Origin of the sequence: Sinomonas sp. R1AF57 (genome assembly GCF_002224485.1) — a bacterium.
Taxonomy (GTDB): domain Bacteria; phylum Actinomycetota; class Actinomycetes; order Actinomycetales; family Micrococcaceae; genus Sinomonas; species Sinomonas flava.
In genome coordinates, this window is record NZ_CP022463.1 from 1,833,774 (window position 1) to 1,858,616 (window position 24,843).

22 protein-coding genes are annotated in these 24,843 nt (G+C 70.4%); 6 read left to right on the forward strand and 16 right to left on the reverse strand.

Annotated features, from left to right (window positions below; genetic code table 11):
- The first annotated feature begins 45 nt into the window (after positions 1-45).
- Positions 46-1,500, forward strand: coding sequence for an MFS transporter (locus tag CGQ25_RS08395; protein ID WP_208712661.1), 1,455 nt, complete (start codon positions 46-48; stop codon positions 1,498-1,500).
- Between the two features lies 1 nt (position 1,501).
- Here CGQ25_RS08395 and CGQ25_RS08400 read toward each other — a convergent pair whose 3' ends face one another.
- Positions 1,502-2,635 (reverse strand): aromatic acid exporter family protein, encoded by a 1,134-nt coding sequence (locus CGQ25_RS08400; protein WP_255405685.1) that lies wholly within the window; start codon positions 2,633-2,635, stop codon positions 1,502-1,504.
- Positions 2,636-2,759: 124 nt separating this feature from the next.
- Here CGQ25_RS08400 and CGQ25_RS08405 point away from each other — a divergent pair, with 124 nt between their 5' ends.
- Complete coding sequence (locus CGQ25_RS08405) at positions 2,760-4,487, forward strand: alpha-amylase family protein (protein ID WP_208712662.1); 1,728 nt, start codon at positions 2,760-2,762, stop codon at positions 4,485-4,487.
- A gap of 27 nt (positions 4,488-4,514) precedes the next feature.
- Here the strand turns inward: CGQ25_RS08405 and CGQ25_RS08410 are convergent, their stop codons facing one another.
- Both CGQ25_RS08410 and CGQ25_RS08415 read right to left on the reverse strand, forming a co-directional pair.
- Positions 4,515-5,519, reverse strand: a complete 1,005-nt coding sequence (locus CGQ25_RS08410) for a hypothetical protein (RefSeq protein ID WP_208712663.1) — start codon at positions 5,517-5,519, stop codon at positions 4,515-4,517.
- Between the two features lie 54 nt (positions 5,520-5,573).
- On the reverse strand, positions 5,574-6,455 hold the full coding sequence (locus CGQ25_RS08415) for a hypothetical protein (protein WP_208712664.1): 882 nt from the start codon (positions 6,453-6,455) through the stop codon (positions 5,574-5,576).
- A gap of 147 nt (positions 6,456-6,602) precedes the next feature.
- Here CGQ25_RS08415 and CGQ25_RS08420 point away from each other — a divergent pair, with 147 nt between their 5' ends.
- Entirely contained in the window at positions 6,603-7,901 is a 1,299-nt protein-coding gene (locus tag CGQ25_RS08420) for a DUF2254 domain-containing protein (RefSeq protein WP_208712665.1), read from the forward strand.
- A gap of 70 nt (positions 7,902-7,971) precedes the next feature.
- Here the strand turns inward: CGQ25_RS08420 and nrdF are convergent, their stop codons facing one another.
- From nrdF to nrdH, 4 genes are read right to left on the reverse strand one after another with little or no spacing between them, the layout of a single operon-like run.
- Positions 7,972-8,949 carry a class 1b ribonucleoside-diphosphate reductase subunit beta gene (nrdF, locus tag CGQ25_RS08425; protein WP_208712666.1) on the reverse strand — a complete coding sequence of 326 codons (978 nt, stop codon included), beginning with the start codon at positions 8,947-8,949 and terminating at the stop codon, positions 7,972-7,974.
- Between the two features lie 37 nt (positions 8,950-8,986).
- Positions 8,987-11,107, reverse strand: coding sequence for a class 1b ribonucleoside-diphosphate reductase subunit alpha (gene nrdE, locus CGQ25_RS08430; protein WP_208712990.1), 2,121 nt, complete (start codon positions 11,105-11,107; stop codon positions 8,987-8,989).
- 20 nt (positions 11,108-11,127) lie between these two features.
- A complete protein-coding gene (gene nrdI, locus CGQ25_RS08435) occupies positions 11,128-11,616 on the reverse strand; it encodes a class Ib ribonucleoside-diphosphate reductase assembly flavoprotein NrdI (RefSeq protein ID WP_208712667.1) in 489 nt (162 codons plus the stop codon).
- A gap of 38 nt (positions 11,617-11,654) precedes the next feature.
- Positions 11,655-11,903, reverse strand: coding sequence for a glutaredoxin-like protein NrdH (nrdH, locus tag CGQ25_RS08440; protein ID WP_208712668.1), 249 nt, complete (start codon positions 11,901-11,903; stop codon positions 11,655-11,657).
- Between the two features lie 352 nt (positions 11,904-12,255).
- Here nrdH and CGQ25_RS08445 point away from each other — a divergent pair, with 352 nt between their 5' ends.
- Genes CGQ25_RS08445 through CGQ25_RS08455 form a run of 3 tightly spaced genes read left to right on the forward strand, consistent with a single transcriptional unit; the run spans position 12,256 to position 14,548 of the window.
- Positions 12,256-13,170 (forward strand): LysR family transcriptional regulator, encoded by a 915-nt coding sequence (locus CGQ25_RS08445; protein ID WP_208712991.1) that lies wholly within the window; start codon positions 12,256-12,258, stop codon positions 13,168-13,170.
- Positions 13,167-14,009, forward strand: a complete 843-nt coding sequence (locus tag CGQ25_RS08450) for a DUF72 domain-containing protein (RefSeq protein ID WP_208712669.1) — start codon at positions 13,167-13,169, stop codon at positions 14,007-14,009. Before CGQ25_RS08445 ends, CGQ25_RS08450 begins: the two co-directional genes overlap by 4 nt.
- A gap of 38 nt (positions 14,010-14,047) precedes the next feature.
- On the forward strand, positions 14,048-14,548 hold the full coding sequence (locus CGQ25_RS08455; RefSeq protein WP_208712670.1) for a DUF2004 domain-containing protein: 501 nt from the start codon (positions 14,048-14,050) through the stop codon (positions 14,546-14,548).
- 91 nt (positions 14,549-14,639) lie between these two features.
- Here the strand turns inward: CGQ25_RS08455 and metE are convergent, their stop codons facing one another.
- The 9 genes from metE to CGQ25_RS08500 form a co-directional block, all read right to left on the reverse strand.
- A complete protein-coding gene (gene metE / locus CGQ25_RS08460; RefSeq protein ID WP_208712671.1) occupies positions 14,640-17,030 on the reverse strand; it encodes a 5-methyltetrahydropteroyltriglutamate--homocysteine S-methyltransferase in 2,391 nt (796 codons plus the stop codon).
- A gap of 43 nt (positions 17,031-17,073) precedes the next feature.
- Entirely contained in the window at positions 17,074-18,027 is a 954-nt protein-coding gene (locus CGQ25_RS08465) for a methylenetetrahydrofolate reductase (RefSeq protein WP_208712672.1), read from the reverse strand.
- 297 nt (positions 18,028-18,324) lie between these two features.
- Positions 18,325-19,164, reverse strand: a complete 840-nt coding sequence (locus CGQ25_RS08470; protein WP_208712673.1) for a hypothetical protein — start codon at positions 19,162-19,164, stop codon at positions 18,325-18,327.
- Positions 19,161-20,159 (reverse strand): VWA domain-containing protein, encoded by a 999-nt coding sequence (locus CGQ25_RS08475; RefSeq protein WP_208712674.1) that lies wholly within the window; start codon positions 20,157-20,159, stop codon positions 19,161-19,163. The genes CGQ25_RS08470 and CGQ25_RS08475 overlap by 4 nt, the downstream gene beginning before the upstream one ends.
- A complete protein-coding gene (locus CGQ25_RS08480) occupies positions 20,156-21,133 on the reverse strand; it encodes a VWA domain-containing protein (RefSeq protein WP_208712675.1) in 978 nt (325 codons plus the stop codon). The genes CGQ25_RS08475 and CGQ25_RS08480 overlap by 4 nt, the downstream gene beginning before the upstream one ends.
- Entirely contained in the window at positions 21,124-21,591 is a 468-nt protein-coding gene (locus CGQ25_RS08485; RefSeq protein WP_208712676.1) for a hypothetical protein, read from the reverse strand. The genes CGQ25_RS08480 and CGQ25_RS08485 overlap by 10 nt, the downstream gene beginning before the upstream one ends.
- Positions 21,581-22,465 carry a DUF58 domain-containing protein gene (locus CGQ25_RS08490; protein WP_255405686.1) on the reverse strand — a complete coding sequence of 295 codons (885 nt, stop codon included), beginning with the start codon at positions 22,463-22,465 and terminating at the stop codon, positions 21,581-21,583. Before CGQ25_RS08490 ends, CGQ25_RS08485 begins: the two co-directional genes overlap by 11 nt.
- Positions 22,466-22,472: 7 nt before the next feature.
- Positions 22,473-23,492 (reverse strand): MoxR family ATPase, encoded by a 1,020-nt coding sequence (locus CGQ25_RS08495; RefSeq protein ID WP_255405687.1) that lies wholly within the window; start codon positions 23,490-23,492, stop codon positions 22,473-22,475.
- Between the two features lie 67 nt (positions 23,493-23,559).
- On the reverse strand, positions 23,560-24,819 hold the full coding sequence (locus tag CGQ25_RS08500) for an ROK family protein (protein ID WP_255405689.1): 1,260 nt from the start codon (positions 24,817-24,819) through the stop codon (positions 23,560-23,562).
- Positions 24,820-24,843: the final 24 nt, after the last annotated feature.

Below are 24,843 nucleotides of genomic sequence, written 5' to 3' on the forward strand. Positions count from 1 at the left end.
CCGTCGCCGGGACTAATCCGCGCCTCTGCGCGGTTCTACGCCACCATGAGCATCTCTCGCGCCGACGTCGGCCTCCGTTCCGAGCGCGGCCCCATCCTGGCGGCCCTGATGCTGACCACCGGGCTCGTGGCGATCGACGCGACGATCGTGGCGACCGCCGTTCCCTCGATCGTGGCGGACGTCGGCGGGTTCTCCTCGTTCCCCTGGCTCTTCTCGGCGTACATGCTCGCCCAGGCCGTCTCCGTGCCGGTGTACGCGAAGCTCGCGGACACGCTGGGCCGCAAGCCGGTGGTCCTCGCCGGCATCGGACTGTTCCTGGCCGGGTCCGTGCTGTGCGGGATCGCGGGCTCCATGGGGGCGCTCATCGCGTTCCGGGTCATCCAGGGCCTCGGCGCCGGCGCGGTCCAGCCGATGTCGATCACCATCGCCGGGGACATCTACACGGTCGCCGAGCGGGCGAAGGTGCAGGGATACCTCGCGAGCGTGTGGGCCGTCTCCTCGGTGGTGGGGCCGACGCTCGGCGGGGTCTTCGCCCAGCTCGGCATCTGGCGCGGGATCTTCCTCGTCAACATCCCGCTCTGCGTGCTCGCCGGGTGGATGCTCGCACGCACGTTCCATGAGTCGGTCCCGCGCTCGCGGCACCGGATCGACTACCTCGGCTCGGCGCTCCTGACCGTCTCCATGACACTGCTCATCCTCGGCGCGCTCGAGGGCGGCCAGGCGTGGGCGTGGGACTCACCGCTGAGCATCGGCGCGTTCGCGGCCGGCGGGCTGCTGTTCGCAGCCTTCCTGGCGGCCGAGCGGCGGGCCGCCGAGCCGGTGCTCCCGCTCTGGGTGGTCTCCCGGAGGCTCCTGCTGACCACCACGCTCGTGTCCTTCGGCGTGGGGGCGATCATCCTGGGGCTCACCTCGTACGTGCCGACCTTCCTCGAGGGGGCCCTGTCCGCGTCGCCTGTGGTGGCCGGACTCGCGCTCGCGGCGCTCACCATCGGGTGGCCGATCAGCGCGTCGCAGTCAGGCAGGCTCTACCTGCGCATCGGCTTCCGGCGGACGGCGGTCATCGGCGCCGTCACAGCGGTCGCCGGAACGGCCGTCCTGGCCGCGACGGCCCTCACGCCGAATGTGTTCCTCGTCGCCGCGAGCTGCTTCGTCACCGGCCTGGGCATGGGCCTCGTCGCCTCCCCGACCCTCATCGCCGCCCAGGCGAGCGTCGACTGGAACGAGCGCGGCGTGGTCACCGGCACCAACCTCTTTGCCCGTTCGATCGGCAGCGCGCTCGGCGTGGCCATGTTCGGAGCGGTCGCCAACGCGGTCTACGCGCGGGGGGCGGCCGACCACGCGGCCGCCGTCGTCCCCGCCTCCGCCGCGGTGTTCCTCTCGGTCCTGGTAGCAGCGCTCCTCGCCGTGGTCGCCGTCCTCGCCATGCCGCGGGACCGGGGGCGTCCGACGGCGGCCGGCGCAGCGGTCGGGGACCAGTCCGAGAGCGGGGGGCGGGACTGAGTCAGGCCTCCGGCTGGCCGTCTGTCCGCGACCGGACGCCCCGGACGATGCGGGCGAGGTCGAGACTGACCGAAGCCGCCGACGCGACCGGCGCGTCGCGCACGGCAGCGCCGTGGACGGCGACGGCGAGCGCATCGATCGCCTCCTGCGCGCTGTCGAGGTGGCCGTCGACGTCGTCCGACTCCCCCCACGTCCGCAGCACGGTGCCCGTCGCGGCGAGCGCGTCGGCGAGCTCGTTCGCTAGATCGGGTGGCACCGAGGCGACGGCGTTCTCGTCCCAGATGACGCTCGCCAGCACGTCGGTGATGTCCTCCACCTGGAAGGTGGCCCGTTCCACGGTGCGCAGGTCCGCGAGGTCCGCCGAAAGGTCCCGTCGGTGGCGTCTACGGCGCGGATTCGCTCGCGCGCTCAGGTCGGCGCGGTCGACGGCGGCGCGGACCTCGGCGGCGGTCTGCGCGAGGATGCCCTCGCGTTCGGCCCAGTCCTGGTGGCTCGGCGGCCACGGCTCGGTCATGGCCGCCGCCATGTCCTCGAGCTGCCCGGCCAGCGCGTGCCGCAGCCGCCTGAAGGCGGGGGTGACGGCCCGATAGTGCAGTGGCGGCAGGATGAACCAGTTCACGGCGAAGCCGATGGCCACGCCGGCCGCCATCTGGAGGAGGTAACCGAGAGAGAACTCGTCCCGGCCATTGACGCCGATCACCAGCACGAACAGTGCGGCCATGGGGACCCAGTCCGCAGCGGACCCCATCCGGGGAAGCCCGCCCACGAGGACGCCGGTGCCGACCACGAGGGCGACCGCGAGCGCCGTCGGGCCCGAGAACGTGCCGACGGCGATCGCGACCCCGATGCCGAGCGTGAGCCCCAGCAGGCTCTGGAGTCCCCTCTGGAAGGAGTCGGCGACGGTCGGGTACATGCTCACCAGGGCGCCGAGCGGGGCGTAGTACGGATAGTTCGCGGCTGGTCCGGGCATGTACTGGGCCACGATCCAGGCGAGGCCGGCGGCAAAGGCGCTCTTCGCCGCGAGCAGGAGCCGCTCGCGGGAGGCGGCCTGGCGGACGCCTGCACGGAGGGCCGTCGCCCGCCATGCAAGGGTCCGCCTGGGCGCCGGGGAATCAGGGCGTGGCATGGGGGGCATGGGTCAAGCCTTCCACCTGCCCGCGGGGAGCGTCGAGTCGGCCGGGTTCCGTGTGCACCCTCGACAGCCGGGGGCGGCGCTGTTAGACAGAGGCCCTGAGTGGCGCTGACCTCCAGGAGCACGCATGCGCATCACAGACACGTCCGACCTCTGGTGGAAGACCGGGGTCATCTACTGCGTCGACGTCGAGACGTTCTTCGATTCCGACGGCGACGGAATCGGCGACCTCGCCGGACTCGCCCAGCGCGTCGACTACCTCGCCGAACTCGGGGTGACCTGCCTGTGGCTCATGCCCTTCTACCCCACCCCAGGCCGGGACGACGGGTACGACATCACTGACTTCTATGGTGTCGACCACCGGCTCGGCCACCACGGGGACCTCGTCGAACTCATCAGGACCGCCCGCGACAGGGGGATGCGCGTCATCGCGGACCTGGTGGTCAACCACACCTCGGACCGCCACCCGTGGTTCAAGTCGGCGCGATCGTCGAAGGACAGCCCCTACCGGGACTTCTACGTCTGGCGTTCCGACCCGCCCCCGGACACCTCCCGGGAGGTGGTGTTCCCGGACCAGGAGCAGTCCATCTGGACGCTGGATGACAAGACCGGCGAGTGGTACCTGCACCACTTCTACAGGCACCAGCCGGACCTGAACGTCGCGAACCCGCAGGTCCGGGACGAGATCGCCAAGGCGATCGGGTTCTGGCTCGAGGTCGGACTGAGCGGTTTCCGTGTCGACGCGGTGCCCTACTTCCTCTCGATGCTCGGCGTCGACAGCAAGGAACTGGCCGAGTTCGCCAACCCGCACGAGTACCTGCGGGCGCTGGCAAAGTTCATGGGACGCCGCTGCGGCGACGCGGTGCTCCTCGGGGAGGTGAACCTGCCGTACAAGGAGCAGCTCGAGTACTTCGGCGGAGCCGAGGGCGGGGAGCTGACCATGATGTTCGACTTCATCCTCATGCAGAACACGTACCTCGCCATGGCCCGTCAGGACGCGCGGCCGCTGGCCCGGGCCCTCAAGGACCGCCCGCAGACGACGCCCGACTGCCAGTGGGCCACCTTCGTCAGGAACCACGACGAGCTCACGCTGGACAAGCTCAGCGACAGCGAGCGCCAGGAGGTCTTCGACGCGTTCGGGCCGGACCCGTCGATGCAGGTCTACGGCCGGGGGCTGAAGCGGCGCGTCCCTCCCATGATGGACGGGGACCCGCGCCGGATCCGGCTCATGTACTCGCTCCTGTTCACCCTCCCCGGCACACCAGTGCTGTACTACGGCGAGGAGATCGGGATGGGCGAGAACCTCGAGGCCGAAGGCAGGATGGCGGTGCGCACTCCGATGCAGTGGACGGCGGACGCCAGTGCGGGCTTCTCGACGGCGCCCCCGCACCGCCTGGTCGCCCGGGTCACGGGAGGCGGGTACGGGCCGGAGCATGTGAACGTTGCCGGGCAGCGGCGCGACGAGGGATCGCTCCTGAGGTTCATCACGCTCCTGACCCAGCGGTACCGCGAGTGCCCCGAGCTGGGCTGGGGCCACTATGAGGTCCTCTCGCACCGCACGCCCTCAGTCCTCGCGCACCGGTGCACGTGGGACGACGCGAGCATGCTCGCCGTGCACAACCTGTCGTCGGAAGCTGTGACGGTTTCCCTCGTGCTCGGCGACCCGCCGCTCGGGCCCTCCGGTGAAACGGATCAGGGGTGGCGCGGCGTCGTGCTCGTAGACCTCCTCCCCTCGGGCGACTATCCCGAAGACGGCATCCCCGTGGCGGACGACGGCGCGGTGACAGTGCCGCTCGCGGGCTACGGCTACGCGTGGCTGCGGATCCAGCACCCGGCGCAGCGGCGCCTGATCTGACCCCGGCCGGTTGACGCAGGTTCCGCGTCAGGGCAGCTGCGCGAGCCGGTCACGGGCCCGCTGGACCGCCCGGCGCCCCTGCTCCGCGAGCCGGGAGGCGAGCCGCCGGGCGCGGTCTGCGTGGGCGCCCTCGCGCTCGGCAGCGGCGAAATCCTCCTCGAGCTCATCGATGCGGCGGTGGAGCCTGTCCAGCTCGTCCGCGATCTCGTTCCGTCGAACGGCGGCCGCGTCAGCCTGCGCCTGCGCATCGGCCAGCTCGGCCTCGGCCTCCTCGAGGCCCTGCTCCGCGTCGGCGAGGTCCGACTCTGCCTGATCCCGCACGCGGCGCCTTGACTCCTCGGCTTCGCGCTGTTCGGCTTCCCGCTGCGCTGTCTCCTGCTGCGCTCTTTCCCGCGCCCGCGCTTCGGCGTCGACGTTGGCCCGCCGCGTCGGTGGCGTCTCGGTGCCCTCTGGCTCGCCGCCGCGGGCGGGGCGATGCGGGGCTGGACGTTGCTGGGCGGCCGCCGGGGCGGCGGGCTCGGGCAGCGCGCCGGGGACGGCAACGGCACCGGCGAGGTCAACCGGTTCGAGGCCGCTGCCCGTCAGCGTCCGCACCAGCAGGCCGCTCCGTACGGCCTCCGCCGCCTGGGGGTCTGCCATCGCCGCATGAAGCGTCTGTTCCATCTCCTCCGCGGCGGCGTCGGAGACCTTCACCCCGAGCTCGCCGGCCGCTTCCCTGCCGTCGCGCACGACTGCGGCGAGGAGCCTCGAGCGCTCACGGCCCAGCGCGCGCATGGCGGCCGAGTCGAGGTCCGCCTGCGCCTCGCGCAGCGACGCCCCGAGGTCGAGGACCTGGCCCAACTCCTCGCGCCGGCGCCGCGCCAGAACGTTCACCGCCCACGCCGCCGTCGACGGCTTGGGCAGCTTCGCGATCTGCTTGGCGAGGAGGGGCTGGCCCTCGGAGCGCGCCCGCTTGGCCCGGGCGTTCCGCGCTCCGGTGAACTCGACAAGCGGCAGGGCGTACAGTTCGACGGCGACGTCGGCCAGGTCCATGGGAGGCATCATAGGGTCAGCGCGCCCATGGACCCGGCCTTTGTCACGAGGGGACTACGGAGTCGACGTGGAGCTCGGCTTCGACGTCGCGGTCGCGCTCGACGTGCCGGGCTCGCCGCCCATGCTGCTGGAGCTGCTGCTCGAGCTGGTGCTCGGGGAACTCGTCGAGGACGAGCTGCTCGAGCTGCTGCCCGAGGACGACGACGAGGACGTCGACGTGGATCCGGTCGAGGACGAGTCGGCCTTCTTCAGGACGTCGTTCACAAGGCCCTCCAGCTCCTTGCGCTCCTGGTCAGCAAGATTCGACCCGCTCTTGGTCGCGACCACCAGCAGGCGGCCCTTGGCGCCGGAGATCTGCATGAGCATGTCCTCATTCTTGCCGTCACGGGTGCTGACGGTGCCGAACGTCTCCGTCGCGTCGGTCTTCGCGTCGAGCTTCTTGCTCGAGACGCTGACCTTGTTGGTGAGGACCTGGACGCTGAAGTTCGCGCACTTGTCCATCTTGCCCTCGATGTCCTTGAGCACCTGGACCGCATCGGGGCCGTCGGAGCCCGACTGCGCGGACACCGTCCGGGGCTGCTTGCTGTCCGAGATGGCCACGGCCACCGACCCGCTGTCCACGCTCGTCTTGAGGCCCGCGGTCGCGATGGACTTGCAGTCCGACGGGTCCACGGTGGCGGTGTTCAGGAGGAGGTCGCCGATGCTCTTGCCCTGGGCGACCTGGTCCTGGGAGTACAGCTTGAGTTCGTTGCCGTCGCCGTCCTTGAGGCCCGAGATCATGCTGCGCAGCTCGTTCTCGCTGTACACCTTGTCCGTCTTGGAGGGGCTGGCCGAGGACGAGGACGCTCCGCCTCCCCCGCCTCCGCCGGTGCATGCCGCCAGCGCGACCGCGGCGGTCGCAGCAAGTCCAGCCGAGCCGAGTTTCCTGATGTCCATGGTGTCTCCTCCGGTTGCCGTCTTGGTGATGCCGGAGCACTACCCCGACGTCGAGACCGTGACACCAAGCGCCCCACGGGCAGCGCAGCGCCGCAGATCCGCGTCTTCCTTCTTGACCGCCGAGGCAGCTCGGCCGAGAGTTGCGCTGTGAGACGTGAGGCCATCAGGGAGTACCTGGCCAGCGCCCTGTGGGCGATGCCGACCGCCGCCGTCATCCTCGCCCTCATCGCGGGAGCCGGGGTGTCGTCGATCCGGATCGACCCGGCCTCTCCTCTGGCCGTCCTCGTGTTCCAGGGCACGTCCGACGACGCGCGGAGCCTCCTCATCAGCATTGCGAGCACGATCGTCACGGTCATCGCCCTCGTCCTGGGCCTCACCATCGTCGCCCTCCAGCTCGCGTCGACGCAGTTCAGCCCCCGGCTGCTGCGCAGCTTCCTCCGGGACATTCCCAACCAGCTGACGCTCAGCGTCTTCGTCGCGACCTTCGCGTACAGCACCGCGGGCCTCTACACCGTCGGCGTCGCCAGCGGCCAGCGCATCGAGGACTTCCCGCGCATCGCTGTGAGCGGGGCGCTGCTCCTGCTGTTCGTGAGCATGGTCATGCTCGTCTTCTTCGTGCATCATCTCGCTCACTCGATCCAGATAGACCAGGTGATGAAGGGCGTCGAGAGAGGGACCCTGAGAGTGCTCGAGCGGTCGTTCGCCGAGGGAGACCCTGATCTCCGGGTGCCGGAGCCGCCGCGCGGTGCGGTGGCGCTTCCGGCACCGGGGTCGGGGTATGTCCAGGCGTTCCACGTCGAGGCCTTCGTCGCAGCCTTGTCGAGGCGCCGCCTCACGGCCCGGATCGTTCCCGTGGTGGGCCGCCATGTGGTTGCGGGCACGCCCATCGTGTGGGTATGGGAGGACGACGGCGCGCGTCCACCGCTGCAGGAGGCGATCGCCGAGCTGCGGAGGGCGCTGCCGACGATGGTGCGCGTGGGCTACGAACGGACCCTCGAGCAGGACGTCGCCTTCGGTATCCGACAGCTCGCGGATATCGCCTCCAAGGCGCTCTCGCCCGCCGTCAACGACCCCTACACGGCCAACCAGGCCGTCGACCACTTGGCCACGATCCTGGCGGCCCTCACGGAGCGGCAGCATGGCCCGCGAGCAGCGAGGGACGCCCGCGGCGTCGTCAGGCTCTACGTGCCTGCGAGGGATTTCGGCTACCTTCTGGAGCTCGCCCTGGGGCAGGTGCGCCGCTATGGGGCGAACGAGCCGCGCGTCGTGAGGGCCCTCCTGCGGGTCTGCAGTGACCTCGCAGGGCTCGGGGACGAGTCGCATCGGGCCGTGGTCCGGCGCTATGTCGAGACCCTTCTGGACGATGTGCGCCGGATGGTCCCCCAACCAGCCGACCGCGAGCCCCTGCTCGCGGAGGGAGCAGCCTTGCTGGCGTCCCTCCCCTAGGGCCGTCGACGACAAAGCCGCCGGCCTGCGGGGAGCAGTTCCCAGCAGGCCGGCGGCTCATCACGCAATCTCAGAAGTCCCAGTCCTCGTCTTCGGTGTTCACGGCCTTGCCGATCACGTAGCTCGATCCCGAGCCGGAGAAGAAGTCGTGGTTCTCATCCGCATTGGGGCTCAAGGCCGAGAGGATGGCGGGGTTCACGTCCGTCACCGACGAGGGGAACATGGCCTCGTAGCCGAGGTTCATGAGGGCCTTGTTGGCGTTGTAGTGGAGGAACTTCTTGACGTCCTCTGACAGGCCCACCGGGTCGTAGAGGTCGTGCGTGTACTGGACCTCGTTCTCGTACAGCTCGAAGAGCAGCTCGAAGGTGTAGTCCTTGATCTCCTGGCGCTTCTCCTCGGAGACCTGCTCGAGCCCCTTCTGGAACTTGTAGCCGATGTAGTACCCGTGCACCGCCTCGTCACGGATGATGAGGCGGATGAGGTCGGCGGTGTTCGTGAGCTTGGCCCGCGAGGACCAGTACATGGGCAGGTAGAAGCCCGAGTAGAAGAGGAAGCTCTCGAGCAGGGTCGAGGCGACCTTGCGCTTGAGCGGCTCGTCGCCCCGGTAGTAGTCCATGACGATGTGCGCCTTGCGCTGGAGGTTCTCGTTCTCGACGCTCCAGCGGAACGCGTCGTCGATCTCCTTGGTCGAGCACAGAGTGGAGAAGATCGACGAGTAGCTCTTCGCGTGGACCGACTCCATGAACGCGATGTTCGTGTACACGGCCTCCTCGTGCGGCGTGACCGCATCGGGGATGAGCGAGACGGCGCCCACGGTGCCCTGAATCGTGTCGAGCAGCGTGAGGCCCGTGAACACGCGCATCGTGAGCTGCTGCTCCTGCGGGGTCAGGGTGGCCCACGACGGGACGTCGTTGGAGAGCGGCACCTTCTCCGGCAGCCAGAAGTTGTTCACGAGGCGGTTCCACACCTCGACGTCCTTCTCGTCCTGGATCCGGTTCCAGTTGATCGCCTGGACGTGGTCGAGGAGCTTGAGCTTCTCGGGTGTCATCGCTGGTCCTTTCCCGCGAACTGAGGGGTAGCCGTTCCTAGAGCATGCAGCTGACGCAACCCTCCACCTCCGTGCCCTCGAGCGCGAGCTGGCGGATGCGGATGTAGTACAGCGTCTTGATGCCCTTGCGCCACGCATAGATCTGGGCCTTGTTGATGTCACGCGTCGTCGCGGTGTCCTTGAAGAACAGCGTGAGCGAGAGGCCCTGGTCGACGTGCTGCGTGGCGGCAGCGTAGGTGTCGATGATCTTCTCGTAGCCGATCTCGTAGGCGTCCTGGTAGTAGTCCAGGTTCTCGTTCGTCAGGTACGGGGCCGGGTAGTAGACGCGGCCGATCTTGCCTTCCTTGCGGATCTCCACCTTGGAGGCGACGGGGTGGATCGACGAGGTCGAGTTGTTGATGTAGCTGATCGAGCCGGTCGGCGGAACCGCCTGAAGGTTCTGGTTGTAGATGCCGTGCTCCATGACCTCGGCCTTGAGCGCGCGCCAGTCGTCCTGGGTGGGGATGTGGACGTTGGCGAACAGCTCCTTGACCTTCTCGGTCTGGGGCACCCACTCCTGCTCGGTGTACTTGTCGAAGAACTCGCCCGAGGCGTACTTCGAGTTCTCGAAGCCCCCGAACGCCTGCCCGTGCTCCTTCGCGAGGAGGTTCGAGGCACGCAGGGCGTGGAACAGCACCGTGTAGAAGTAGATGTTCGTGAAGTCCAGGCCCTCCTCGGATCCGTAGTGGACCCGCTCGCGGGCAAGGTAGCCGTGGAGGTTCATCTGGCCGAGGCCGATCGCGTGGGACTTCGCGTTGCCCTCGGCGACCGACGGCACCGACTGGATGTAGCTCATGTCGGACACGGCCGACAGCGCGCGGATGGCGGTCTCGATCGAGAGGCCGAAGTCCCCGGAGTCCATCGTCTTGGCGATGTTCATCGATCCGAGGTTGCACGAGATGTCCTTGCCGACCGCGGCATAGGTCAGGTCCTCGTTGTACTCGCTCGGGGTGGAGACCTGGAGGATCTCCGAGCACAGGTTGCTCATCGTGACCTTGCCCGCGATGGGGTTGGCCCGGTTCACCGTGTCCTCGAACATGATGTACGGGTAGCCCGACTCGAACTGGATCTCGGCGAGGGTCTGGAAGAACTCGCGCGCGTTGATCTTCGTCTTCTTGATCCGGGCGTCGTCGACCATCTCGTAGTACTTCTCGGTCACCGAGACGTCGGAGAACGGCACCCCGTAGACGCGCTCGACGTCGTACGGCGAGAAGAGGTACATGTCCTCGTTCTTCTTGGCGAGCTCGAACGTGATGTCCGGGATCACGACGCCGAGCGAGAGGGTCTTGATGCGGATCTTCTCGTCCGCGTTCTCGCGCTTGGTGTCGAGGAAGCGGTAGATGTCGGGGTGGTGCGCGTGCAGGTAGACCGCGCCCGCTCCCTGACGCGCGCCCAGCTGGTTCGCGTACGAGAAGGAGTCCTCGAGGAGCTTCATCACGGGGATGACGCCCGAGGACTGGTTCTCGATCTGCTTGATGGGGGCGCCGTGCTCGCGGATGTTCGTGAGCGAGAGCGCCACCCCGCCGCCGCGCTTGGAGAGCTGGAGGGCGGAGTTGATGCCGCGCGCGATCGACTCCATGTTGTCCTCGATGCGCAGGAGGAAGCAGGAGACGAGCTCGCCGCGCTGCTTCTTGCCCGCGTTGAGGAACGTCGGGGTCGCCGGCTGGAAGCGGCCGGCGATGATCTCGTCCACAAGCTGTGTCGCGAGCTTCTCGTCACCGCGCGCAAGGTGCAGGGCGACCATGCAGACCCGGTCCTCGTAGCGCTCGAGGTAGCGCTTCCCGTCGAAGGTCTTGAGCGTGTAGGACGTGTAGAACTTGAACGCGCCGAGGAACGTCTCGAACCGGAACTTCTTCTTGTACGCGCGGCTGAAGAGGTCGCGGATGAAGTTCATCGTGTACTGGTCGAGCGTCTCGCGCTCGTAGTAGTCCTTCTTGACCAGGTAGTCGAGCTTCTCGTCGAGGTCGTGGAAGAACACCGTGTTGGTGTTGACGTGGTCCAGGAAGTACTGGCGCGCCGCGTACCGGTCGGCGTCGAACTGGATCTTCCCGTCCTCGCCGTACAGGTTCAGCATCGCGTTGAGCTCGTGGTAGCCCAGGCCCTTGTACTTGGCGGGCAGTTCCTTGGGGTCCACCGCGGCTACTGCGGCGTCTGCGACAGTCGTGTCCAAAATGCGTCCAATCCCTTGGTGACTCGGTCCACGTCCTCGGACGTGCCCATGAGCTCGAATCGGTAGAGGTGGGGAACATGGCACTTGACGGCGACGATGTCGCCCGCAGCGCAGTAGTTGTCCCCGAAGTTCGTGTTGCCCGCGCTGATGACGCCTCGGATGAGGCCCCTGTTCTGCGGATCGTTGAGGAATCTGATGACCTGCTTCGGGACCGAGCCCGCTCCCCCGGTCCCGCCGTACGTGGGCACGACGAGCACGAACGGCTCGGTGGCGCGCAGCGGGCGTTCGTTGGCATGGAGCGGGATCCGCTCGGCATCCAGACCGAGCTTGCCCACGAACCGGTGGGTGTTGCCGGAAGCAGAGGAGAAGTAGATCAGGCGGCTCGCCACGAGGCGGGGCCCGGAATCCGAGCCCGTCGCCCCGACGCTGGCCGTGTCCACGATGACCTGGGAGGCCATCTCAAGCACCCCCTGGAAGCGAAGCGGATGACGGCGGCTCAGGCCACCGACGCGGAGGCGCTGCCCTGGGCGAGGGCAGCGATCTTGTCCGGGCGGAACCCGGACCAGTGGTCACCGTCGGCGACGACGACCGGGGCCTGCATGTAGCCCATGGCCTTGAGGCGCGCGAGGGCCTCAGGGTCCTGGGTGACGTCAACGCTCTGGTAGGCGATGCCCTTCTTGTCGAGGGCGCGGTAGGTAGCGTTGCACTGCACGCACGCCGGCTTCGTGTAGACCGTGACGTTCATGGTTCCTTTACCCCTTACGCGAAAGCTCTGCCCGGCCGAGGCGTCCTCTCCGCCGCTGCCGCACCGACGGCTGCCCCTCATCCTGATGGCCGCCCCGGTGCCCTCGATACTACATGTAGTGCACGGCGCCGCTGCGGACCCCAAGATGTTGTCTTACAAGTATGTCATTCTTCGGGCCGTGAGTCCACAGAATCCACACACTTAATGCACCGGGAAGACCCGCGTATTCCCGCGGTTCAGGGCCCGTCGTCCACACCCTGTGGACGCGGCGAACGCACAGCGCGCTGTGTTGGCGTGTCGTTAATCTCTCGGCGTGTCGTACGCTGGAGCGGCCCACAGGAAGGGAGCGAGCGTGGTCAACCCGGTCCATCTCCAGACCCTCCTGGAGGTCGTCCGCCTCGGAAGCTTCGCCTCAGCCGCCTCCCAGCTCGGGTACACGCCGTCGGCCGTGTCCCAGCAGATGGCAGCGCTCGAGCGGGAGACCGGCGTCGAGCTCTTCCACCGCACGGCCCGCAGCATCGTCCCCACCGAGGCCGCCCTCGTCATGACCCGGCACGCCGCCAAGGTCCTCACGGACATCGACGCGCTGCGCGCCGCCACGGCCCGCGCCGCAGAGGCAGCCGGGCGGGAGCTCCGCCTCGGCATCTTCCCGAGCCTGGCGACCTATGTCCTGCCCTCGGTCCTGCGCAGCGAACGCTGGCGGCGGCTCGGCCTCGACCTCCACGTGTCGGTCGCGGAGCCGGGCCAGACCATCCGGGGACTGCACGACCGCGGCGACCTCGACGTCGTCCTCGTCTACCAGGTCGGGCAGAGCGGGCTGGCGTGGCCGCACACCATGGACCGGCTCTGGGTGGGCGACGACCCGTTCCGCGTGGTCCTGCCGGAGTCCTGGGGCATCGCCGAAGGGGTGCAGGTCAGCGCAGACCAGCTCGGCGACATGCCCTGGATCGTCCACCATCCGGGGACGAGCGATGCGACCGTGATCGACCGCCTCTTCGCCAGCTGCGGGCTCCAGCCCCGCGTCGTGGCCTACAGCGACGACTTCAACGCGAGCCTCGGCCTCTCCTCCGCGGGGCTCGGCGCGGCGCTCGTGCCCGAGCTGGCCCTGCAGTCGCGGCCCGGCGGGGTGGTCGTGGTCGACGTGCCGGAGATCAGGCTCGCCCGGACGATCTTCGGGCTGCGCCCCGGTGGGGCCGCCGACCCGCAGGCACGGATCTTCCTCGACCTCGTCGCCGAAGCGCTCACCGGCCTGGTGCGGCACGCATGAGGGCGCCGGGAGGTGGGCGGGCCCGGGGCCGCGCCTTCGTGGGCGTCTCCGGCTGGCGCTACGCACGCTGGCGCGGCGACTTCTACCCCACTGGGCTCAGGCAGCGGGACGAGCTCGCCTACATCGCCGGACGCATGCCCTCGGCCGAGATCAACGGCTCGTTCTACTCCCTCCAGCGGCCCTCCTCGTACACCGCCTGGCGCGACGCGACCCCCGGGGACTTCGTGTTCGCCGTCAAGGGCGGCCGCTACATCACCCACCTCCTGAAGCTGCAGAAGGCGGAGACCGCGCTGGCGAACTTCTTCGCCTCCGGGGTCCTGGCGCTCGGGGGGAAGATGGGCCCGTTCCTGTGGCAGCTGCCGGAGCGCCTCGCGTTCGACGCCGAGCGCCTGGCCGGGTTCTTCGACCTCCTCCCGCGCACGGTCGCCGAGGCGGCCGAACTCGCCAGGCGGCACGACGAGAAGGTCCCCGAGGACCGGGCCTTCACCGAGGCCCTGGCCGACGGACCGCTGCGGCATGCCCTCGAGCCGCGCCACGAGAGCTTCGGTTCGGAGGCCGCAAGGAGCCTGCTCGAGCAGGCCGGGATTGCGACCGTGGTGGCGGACTCGGCCGGCCGCTTCCCCCAGTTCCGGCACCCGGGCGCCGACTTCCGGTACGTCCGGCTGCACGGCGAGACCGCGCTCTACCACGGCGGGTACTCCGCCGCGTCCCTCGACGCGTGGGCCCGCGAGGCCCGGGGATGGATGGACGACGGCTTGGACGTCTACGTCTACTTCGACAACGACGCCGACGGGCGGGCGCCGCACGACGCCGTCGCCCTCCTCGAGCGCCTGGCGTGACGCTGGCCCCATCGGGGGTCCGGGACTATCGTGATGCCATGGAGGCAGTCAGCCAGCATTTCGGCCCCGTAGTCCTCTCCACGTCAGGCAGCCGGGCCGTGCCGGGAACGTTCAGCGTCGAGGGCGCGCACGTGCCGCTCGAGCTGACGATCTCCGACCACGACCACCTCGACGAAGCGGCCGTGCACAAGGTCGACTACCGCCTCCGCTTCCTCCCCGAGCTGATCGACTCGGTCCGCGAGCGCATCACCCAGGAGCTCGACGACGACGAGAGCGCCGCGAGCCAGTTCCGCCACTTCCACTGCCAGAACCTCGGCAACGGCTCGGTGAAGAAGGTCTTCGGCGTCGAGGACCCGGCCGAGCTGACGCCCGAGGTCTTCGTCCGGGCGCTGCGCCTCGCGCGGGTCGGGATCTACCCGGGCCAGCCCGAGCGCTACTTCGTCCTGAACCTCACGCTCGGCGAGGGCTTCACGGACGAGATGCTGGTGGCCGCCGCCGATGCGGACGGCGTGGTGGACGACGAGATCCTCTGGGACTGACCGGCGGCCGCTGCGCCGCGCCCAGCGGACGCCCGAGGGGCCCCGGTTCGAGGACGAACCGGGGCCCCTCGCGGTGCTGGCAGCCGCTGCCTCAGACCTTCGCGAGCGCCGCGCGTGCCACCTTGGCGGCCTCGACGAGGTTCCGCAGGGACGCCTCGGTCTCCGCGTAGCCGCGGGTCTTGAGGCCGCAGTCCGGGTTGACCCAGAGCTGGCGCGCCGGGACATGCTTGACCGCGGTCTCGAGCAGCTCCTCGACCTCGGCCTGGCTCGGGACGCGCGGCGAGTGGATGTCGTACACGCCCGGTCCGACGCCGCGGCCGAACCCGTGCGCCTCGAGGTCGTTGACGACCTCCATGCGGGAGCGGGCCGCCTCGATCGAGGTCACGTCGGCGTCGAGGCCGTCGATCGCATCGATGATGACGCCGAACTCCGAGTAGCACAGGTGGGTGTGGACCTGGGTCGCGTCCCGGGCGCCCGCCGTCGCGAGCCGGAATGACTTCACGGACCAGTCAAGGTACGCGGGCTGGTCGGCACGGCGCAGCGGGAGCAGCTCGCGCAGGGCAGGCTCGTCCACCTGGATGATCTTGATCCCGGCGTCCTCGAGGTCGGTGATCTCGTCGCGCAGGGCGAGGGCCACCTGGTTGGCGGTCTCGGCGAGCGGCTGGTCGTCGCGGACGAAGGACCACGCGAGGATGGTCACGGGGCCGGTGAGCATGCCCTTGAGCGGCTTCTCGGTGAGCGACTGAGCGTAGGCCGCCCACGGGACGGTGATCGGTGCGCCGGTGGAGGCATCGCCCCACAGGATCGAGGGTCCAGCCGCGCGCGAGACGTCGCCCCACAGGATGGACGGGCGGGTGCAGCGCGAGCCGTAGGACTGCACCCAGCCGTGGACGGTGACGTCGAAGCCGTCGAGGTTCTCGGCGAAGTACTGGACCATGTCGTTGCGCTCGGGCTCGCCGTGCACGAGGACGTCGAAGCCGAGCTCCTCCTGCAGGTCGACGACGCGCTTGATCTCGTCCTTCATGAGTCGCTCGTACTCGGCCGCGTCGATCGCGCCCCGGTTCAGGCGGGCGCGAGCCCCACGGACCTCCGCGGTCTGCGGGAAGGAGCCGATCGTCGTCGTCGGCAGGGGCGGCAGGTTCAGGACGGCGTCCTGCGCGGCGGCGCGCACGGCATAGTCCGAGCGGGAGAAATCGGCCGCGGTGAGGGCCGCGGTGCGCTCGCGGACCTCGGGGCGGCGCACGCCCGGTGCCTGGGCGCGGGAGGCGATCACGCGGGTCGCCTCGTCGAGGGCGGCCTGCGCCGAGGCCGGGTCTGCCAGGTAGGCCGCGAGCGTGGCGACCTCGCGCACCTTCTGGTCGGCGAACGCGAGCCAGCTGCGCAGCGCGTCGTCCAGCTGGGTCTCCTCCTCGACGTCGTGCGGGACGTGGAAGGTCGAGGTCGAGGTCGAGACCGCGACGGCGAATCCGTGCTCGGCGCCGGCCGCCCGGAGGGCGTCGAGCTTCGCCGCCGAGGCCGCGAGGTCGTTGCGCCAGACGTTATGGCCGTCCACGACACCGGCGACGAGCGTCTTGCCGGCGAAGCCGGCCAGCTCGGCGTCGGACGGGAGCGCACCCTTGAAGAGGTCCAGCGCCACAGCCTCGACACCGGTGGCCGCGACGGCCGAAGACTGGGCACCGAGGCCACCGTACGGGGCGGACAGGAGGATCTGCGGACGGGCGGCGGGGGCGGTCAGTGCGGCGTAGGCGCGCTCGACGGCGTCGCTCACCTCGAGCGCGGGGGTGTCGAGGTCTGCCACGAGCGCCGGCTCGTCGAGCTGGACCCACTCGGCGCCGGCGGCGGCGAGCTTCTCCAGGAGCTGCGCGTACACGGGGAGGATGTCCTCGAGGCGGGACAGCGGCGCGAAGTCGGCCGGAGCGTCGTCGGAGGCCTTGGACAGGAGCAGGAACGTGACGGGGCCGACGAGGTAGGGGCGGGTCACAATCCCTTGGGCCTTGGCGAAGGCGAAGTCCTCGACCACGCGCTCTGAGGAGAGCGAGAAGGACGTCTCGGGGCCGATCTCCGGGACGAGGTAGTGGTAGTTCGAGTCGAACCACTTCGTCATCTCGAGAGGCTGCTGCTCCGCGTTCCCACGGGCCAGCGTGAAGTAGGCATCGAGGCCGAGGGTCCCATCGGCGTCGTGCAGCGCCCCGAAGCGGGCGGGCACCGCGCCGAGCGCGACCGCGGTGTCGAGCACCTGGTCGTAGAAGGAGAAGGTGCCGGGGACCGAGGAGCGCTCGGTGAGGCCGAGCCCGGCGAGCCGGGCCAGCGTCGCGGCCTGGATCTGCTCGGCGGCGGCGTGCAGCTCGGCGGCGGTGGAGGCGCCGGCCCAGTAGGCCTCGACGGCCTTCTTCAGCTCGCGCCGGCGGCCGATGCGGGGGTAGCCGAGGATGGTCGCCGACGGGAAGGAGGGCGCGGCGGAGGAAGGGTTCTGTGCAGTCATGGGAAGTCCTTGTGTTCAGGCGAAGCGTGCGGAAGGGACGGAATCAGTGCGCGGCCCGGCGCCGGGCAGCCAGGGAGGGCCGGCTGGGACGCGGGAGGCTGAGCCTCGCGAGGACCTCGAGCGAGGCCTCGTGCTCGTTGAAGGTGTAGAGGTGGAGGCCCGGGGCGCCTGCCTCGAGCGCGGCCTCGGCGAGCGCGACGCTCGCCTCGATGCCGATGCCGCGCGCGGCAGCCTCGTCGTCGCCCGCGGAGCGGAGGCGGTCGACGAGCGACGCGTCGGGGAGCACCCCGGACAGGCTCGCGAGCTTCTCGATCCGACGGACGCTCGTGAGCGGCATGATGCCGGGGATGACCGGGATCGTCACGCCCGCCCGGCGCGCCCGGTGCAGGAGCGAGGCGTACTGGTCCGTGTGGAAGAAGACCTGCGTGATCGCGAAGTCGGCACCCGAACGCTGCTTGGCCAGGAGCACCTCGATGTCGTGGGCCTCGCTCGGCGATTCAGGGTGCTTGGTGGGGTAGGCGGCCACACCGATCGCGACCTTGCCGGCGGCGAACTGCGCGGAGCGCCGCAGCTCGACCCGTCGGATGAGCTCGATGAGGTCCTGGGCGTACCGCAGCGCGCCCTGAGGCAGCACGCCGTCGCGGGGCGTGTCCCCGCGCAGGGCGAGGATGCCGCGGACGCCGCGGTCGAGGAGCTCGTTGACCACGGTGCTCAGCTCGGCTGGGCTGCCGCCGACGCAGGTGAGGTGCGCGAGCGGCCGCAGGGTCGTCTCGAGCTGCAGGCGGTCGACGAGGTCCAGCGCAGTGTCGTGGTTCGAGCCGCTCACCCCGTACGTGACCGAGACGTAGTCCGGGTCGGTGGCCTCGAGCTCGCGGATGGTCTTCCACAGGGTCTCGGAAGCGGCCGGGCTCCTGGGCGGGAACAGCTCGTAGGAGAGGGCCACAGGGGCTGGTGCGGCGATGGATGTGGGGGCGTCGATCAGGGTTGGTGGAGACATTTGCGTCCTTTGGCGGTCCAGTCCGTCCCTGCGCAGCGGCATGCGCGTTGCAGGGCAGAGGTGTCTTCAGGAACGCAGGGTGCACTGCCCGTGGGGCGCCGCCGCGGCTGGCGCCCGGCATGGAGGGCAGTTTCCCTGCGGCAAATGTCAGGCCCACACGGGGGCACCCACATCCCCGGGACCGGGGATCGCTGACACGTTGCAGAGGCAACTTGGTTACGAGCCTAGGAAGCGGAGCCGGTGCGCTTCAAGGAGATTCCGCAATGTGTCAGACCGTGACGGCGTGTGACGCCGGGCTCACCACGGGCGGTCGACGGGCGCAGCCGGCGGGTTCTGCAGGTAGTCCCGCCGCTGGTCCCCCTCGGAGCGCTCCTGCTGGCCCGCCTCCGAGGAGCGCTCGAGCGCGTCCACCCGACCGTCCTGGGCCTGCTGCTCCGGGGTGCGGGGCGGTGCGGCACTGGGCTGGGACTGCGGCGGCGTCCCCTGCCCCGGCTGCTGGCTCTGGTTCCCGCTGGCCTGCTCCTCGGCGCGCTTGCGCTCGAGGCGGTCGCGTGCCTCGCCGAGCCGGTCTCCCTGCTGCTGCTGGTTCTGTGGGCTGTCAGGTTCGAAGCAGCCCTCGGGGGCCTGCTTGATGACCGTCGCGGCGTCGGCATACAGCCGGTCGGCCGACACCGCGTCCCCGCCGTCGCGCGCGGCGTCCCCGAGCTTCTCCGTGGCCAGGACGAGGTTCACGCGGATCGTGCATTCGTCGTCGCTGCCGGTGCGGCGCAGGGCCTCCTCGAACGCGGAGCGCGCCCCGGCGAAGTCCCCGGCGAGGACGAGGGCATCGCCGCGCGCGAAGTGGGACTTGTGGGTCTCGACGACATCGGCCGTGCCCATCCAGTCAGCGGCCCCGGAGACGCCTGAGCCGTCCTTCGCGTCGTAGGCCCAGATCGCCTGCTGCGCGGCGGCGGACATCGTCAGGAGCTTGGCCGCGACCACGAGGGCGAGGAGCACGAAGGGGAATCCCCAGGAGAGCAGGCGCGCGCGTCGGCGGAGCCGGGCGGCCCGGGCCCCGTCGGTCTCGCGGGGCTGCGCTCCCCCGGGTCCGCTCCGTTCGGGGGCCGGGGCCTTCCGTCTCCGGTCCAGGAGTGTCATGGCTTCTCCCTCCGCCGCGGCCTGAGCTCTGCGAGCGCTGCGCCCGATCGGACCACTTCGGCCAGGACGAGGGCGAACCCCGCGAGGGCGAAGGCCCAGTACAGCTCGAAGCGGCCGAACAGGCCGGATTCCTCGCTCGCCTTGAGCGCACCCGGCTGCGCCTCGACGAGCGCGGCGTCCACCGCATCCCCGGGCGCCCGGTGCACGTACGGGACGCCCAGCTGGCCCGCGATGCCGCGCAGCGCGCCCTCGTCGATCCTGCTGAGCGCGTCGGCCCCCGTGGTGGGGTCCTTGATGTAGCCGGTGTTCTCGCTCTCGCGCGGCGAGTTCTCCAGCATCCGGCCGCCGGACTCCGTCCCGTAGCCCAGGACGGCGCCGCCGCTGATGAGGCTGCGGTCGATCCCGAAGGGGGCCGCGGGCTGCGGGCTCGTCTGCTCGCCGTCCCCGAGGTAGAACACGATGCGCGCCCGCTCGGGCGAGTCGTGGGCTGAGGCCTCGAGGCGGGCCTTGAGCACGTCCGCTCCGGCGGAGATGCTCGAGCCCTTCGAGTACAGGTAGTAGGCCGGGCGCATGACGTCGGCCGTCGCCTCGAGCGCGGCGGTGTCGGTGGTGAGGGGCATCCGGACCGCACCCTTCGTGTCGAACGTGAGGACGGCGAACTTGGCGCCTGCGAGCCGGTCGGCGATCGCCTCCATGTCCGCCCGCACGCCGTCGAGGCGCGGCCTGCCGCCGTAGTCCTCGGCGGAGGCGCTCGTGGTGAGGTCCACGACGAAGAACACGTTGAGGTCGTTGACGGCGCCCTGCGCCTCGGCCCCGGGGATGCCGGGGCGCCAGGCGGCAGCAACGAGGCACACGGCGAGGACGCTGCGCAGCACCCACGGGGTCCGCGGGCGGCCGGACCGGACGGCCCGGAACGCTGCCCAGCCCACGAGGCCGAGGATGATCAGGCTCAGGGCCAGGGCCGCCCACCACGGCACGACGGGGAGCACGGTCATGAGCGGACCCTCCAGAGCCCGAGCGCGAGGACGGCGCCGGAGGCGAGGGCGATGCCGAGGGGCACGTCGGGGTGGTCCGCGACCAGGCCCTGGGCGGAGCCGCGGGTCGCGGTGGCCTCGCTCGCCTGGATCTGTCCGATGATGGTGCGCGCCGCCGTCGCGCTGCGGAGGGGGAAGTAGGCGCCCCCGGTCGACTCGGCGGAGTCGCGCAGCTCGCGTGCCTCCGTCTCGGCGATCCCGCCGCCGAAGTCCGCGGGATTGAGCGCGAAGACGCGCACGGCCTTCTCCTTCGCGAGGTCGGTGGCCTGCGCGAGCGTGAAGATCGGCTTGCCGGCGAGGTAGTTGTCCGTGGAGAAGATCACCGAACGGGAGCGCTTCTCGGTGGCCAGCTTCGGGAAGTCCTGGACGCACGAGGCCAGGCCGTCGCCGATGAGGGAGGTCCCGCGCCCCTGCCACGTCCCCTCGAAGAAGGCCGGGTCGGAGCTGCGCCGGTCGAAGGCGGCGCGGGCGCGCTGGAGCTGCTCCTCGATGTACGAGTAGTCGTCGGTGAGCGGGAAGACCTGCACGCCGCTGCCGTCGAAGATCGTCATGCCGATCCGTTCCCCGCGGAAATCCCTGACCATGCCGGCGAACACGTCCACGATGGCCGAGTCGGCGCGGCTCATGGACCCCGAGGTGTCGAGGCACAGGATGATGTCCCGGCTGCGCTCCTCGGGCCGCTGCGAGGACGTCAGCACCGGGCGGGCGGCAGCGAAGAGGAGCGCGCCCGCGAGGACCAGGGCGGCGAGGACGACGGCGGCAAGCCAGAAGCGCTGCCTCCTCACCAGGCGCTGGTAGCTGGTCAGGGAGGCGAGCCGGTCGCCGTGGGCGACCGGAACGGCGTCGTGCGTGCCACGGCGGCGCAGCGCGACCACGACGGCGCCCACGATCGCGAGCGCCCCGGGGACCAGGAGCCAGGCGGCCATCAGCTCCATTGGCCCACCACCGTCCGCGCGGCCTCGATCGAGGCCCGGGCGTCCGCCTCGCCGTCCCGCGAGAACTCGCCGGGGTAGAAGTGCTCGACGGCGGCGGCGACTGCGGGCGTGGACTGTTCGCGGAGCTCGTCCAGGGTCATGCGGGAGGCCCGGACCCCGGTGACCTCCTGCACGAAGCCGCGCACGATCCGGGACATCTCCTGGGCGGCGGTCCGGGGGCCGATCTCCCCGAGGTCGAGGAGGGCGGCGACCTGGTCGATCTCCCCGAGGTACTTGCGCCGCAGGCCCACGGGCGCGTGGAAGCGCGGAATCGGGACGTCGCGGCCGAGCCGCGGCGCGCGCGTGCTCGAGACCGCGTACCACACCCACGCGAGGGCGGCGGCGACGAGGGCGAGTCCGAGGAAGAGCCAGAACCCGGAGTAGCCCAGCGGCCCGTAGAAGCCCGGATCAGCGCCCACGGCGGTGCCTCTCGAGCAGCCGGAAGATCGCCGGCAGGACCCCGTCGACCGAGTCGACGTGGCCCTCGACGATTCCCAGACGGGTCAGGAGCGCCTCGCGGCGGGCGTTCCGCTCCTCCACGAGCCGGCGGTACTCGGCCAGGACGTCCCCGGCGTCGGCCAGCAGGCTCAGGAGCACTCCCCCGTCCGCCACGTCGTAGCTGCGGCGGGGTGCGTCCGGCCCCGCGAGCTCGGCGTCCCGGACCGTGAGCCACAGGATCTCGTGCTGCGCGGCGAGGCGCCTGATGAGGGCCTCGTCCTCGTCGTCGAGGGCGGCCTCGTCCGCGACGACGACGAGCAGGGTCCGCTGCGCCACCGTCTTTGCGACGTGGGCGAGCTGCGCTGTCAGGTCGCTGCGGCCCCCGTCGGGCGCGACCGCTCCGTCGACCCGGCGCAGGAGGACTTCGAGGTGGGCCTCCCCGCCGCGCGGCGGAAGGCTCGAGGAGGATTCCGCGTCTCCCGAGACGAGCGCGATGTGGTCGCCGTGCCGGTGGGCCAGGTAGCCCAGCACCCCCAGCGCCATGACGGCGACGTCCTTCTTCGCGTCCCCGCCGCGGGAGACGGCGGCCATGTTGCGGCCTGTGTCGGCGACGAGGAGGACGGTCTGCCGCCGCACGGCGGCGTAGCGCTTGACGAGCGGCGACCCGTAGCGCGCCGAGGCCTTCCAGTCGATGTCGCGCACCTCGTCCCCGGCGGTGTAGGCCCGCAGGTCGTCGAAGTCGAGGCTCCTGCCGCGGAACACCGAGCCGTACTCGCCGTCTAGCATGGTCCGGGCCCTGCGGTGGGCCACGATGAACATGCGCGACTTGACCTTTGCGACGAGGCTCGTGGTCATGGCGTTCCTAGGGGGTCTGGACAGCGGCGATGATCGCGTCCACGACGGTCTCGACGGGGACCTGCTCGGCGACAGCCTCGAAGCCGAGGATGATGCGGTGCCGCAGGACCCGGTGCGCGAGGGACTTGACGTCCTCCGGCACCACGTAGTCCCGGCCCGCGAGCAGCGCCGCGGCGCGCGCGGCGGCGCTGAAGGCGATCGAGGCCCGCGGGCTCGCCCCGAACTCGATGAACCGCGCGAGCCGGGGCTCGATGTAGGTCTCGGCGTGCCGGGTCACGTAGGCGAGGCCGACGATGTAGCGGGTGATGGCCGGGTCAAGGTACACCCGCCGTGCGGCGTCCTGGAGGGCGCGCACGTCCTCGAGCGTGGCCGCGGGCGCGACAGCCCGTCCCGGGGCGTAGACCCCGCGGTCCATCCGGTGCAGGACCTCGGCCTCCTGCTCGGGGCTCGGGTAGTCCAGGACGTCCTTGAGCATGAACCGGTCCATCTGGGCCTCGGGCAGACGGTAGGTGCCCTCGTGCTCGATCGGGTTCTGGGTTGCCAGGACGAGGAAGGGCTCGGGGAGGCGGTGGACTTGGCCGCCGATACTGGTCTGCCGCTCCTGCATCGCCTCGAGCATGGCGCTCTGGGTCTTCGCGCTCGAGCGGTTGATCTCGTCGAGCAGCACGATGTTCGCGTGGACGGGTCCGAGCTGGGTCGTGAAGCTCGCGTCCCGGGCGTCGTAGACCTGCGTTCCGACGATGTCGCTGGGCAGGAGGTCCGGGGTGCACTGGATCCGGCTGAAGGATGCCTGCACGGACTCGGCGAGGGTGGCCGCAGCGGTGGTCTTGGCGAGGCCGGGGACGGATTCGAGGAGGACGTGGCCGCCGGTGAGCAGGCCGATGAGCAGGGTCTCCCGCAGCCGTTCCTGCCCCACCACCTTGGCCTCGAACTGGGCCGTCACGGCGGCGATCACCTCGGCAGAGCGCGCGAGCTCATGCGCGGCGAGCGGCGCGTTCGCCTCGGCGGTGTCGGCAGAAGTCGGCACAGATTCCCCCTCGAGTGCACGGTGGGAGGGCCCGTGCGCGGAGCTCGCGGCCCTCGTGTGTTCCATGCTACCCGCCCAGCAGGAGGCGCTCAGCGCGCGGGGCGAGGGCCCGCTCGAGGACGAGGCACGCGGCGCCGACCGCACCGACGTCGTCGCCGAGGCCGGTCCCCATCAGCTCCACGCGGTAGATCCCCCGCGTGGCGAGGAGCTCGTTGACCATGTCGGGCATGACGGAGAGGCAGAAGTCCGCGACCGGTTCCCAGAACGGGCCGCCGAACACCATGCGCTCGACGTCGAGCATGTTGCCCACCACCGCCGCCGCCCATGCGAGGTTACGTGCGGCGGCACGGAGGATCTCCACGGCCCGCTCGTCCCCGGCGTTGACGAGCTCGCACAGTCGGGCGAAGGCCTTCTGGAAGTCGGGTGCCGTGGGGTCCTGCGGGAGCGGCGGCAGGACCCCCGCGTCGATGGCCTCGCCGACGATGCGGACGGGTTCGAGCACGGTCGCGATCGTCCCGCGCATGCCGCAGCCGTCGAAGCAGGGGGGACCGTCGGGGTCCACGATGATGTGCCCGATCTCGCCGACATTGCCGGAACTGCCGCGGTAGATCTCGCCGTTGAGGGCCAGGCCGCAGCCCAGGCCCGTGCCGAGGTAGAAGAAGGCGAACGTCTCGGACCCACCGGGGCCCCCGGCCCAGATCTCGGCGACCGCTGCGCTCGTGACGTCCTTGTCCATGGTCGTCTCGATGCCAGTGGCCTCCTGGACCATCTCCTGGAGCGGGACGTCGACCCAGCCGCGCAGGAGCGGCGGCCCGACGACGGCTCCGCGGTCAAGGTCGATGGGGCCGGGGGCGGCGACCCCGATGCCGCCGACGAGCGCGCGTGGCACGCCCGAGGTGGTGATGAGCCGCCCGACGCACTCCGCGATCGCCTCGACGATCTCCTCGGGCTCGTGCGAGCGGGGCGTCAGGAAGGTCTCCTTGGCGACGATGGCACCGACGAGGTCGAGGAGGACGAGCGTGATGATGCTCGGGTCCAGGTGGACCCCGACGGCATACATGCCCTGGGGGTTGAGCCGCAGGATGGTCCGCGGCTTCCCCGGGCCGCTGCCCTCCTTGCCTGCCTCGAAGATGAGGCCCTGGTCGAGGAGGCGGCGGGAGATGTTCGAGATGGTCTGCGGCGAGAGCCCCACGATCTGGGCGAGTTCCACACGGCTGAGCCCTGACTCCGAGCGGCGGATGGCATCGACGATCACCGTGAGGTTGAAGTCCCCCATCCGCGGCAGGTTCGTCCCCCGGCGGGCAGCGGGCTGACGTGGCTCCGTCACTGGGTCCTCTCTGCAGTTCAGGGC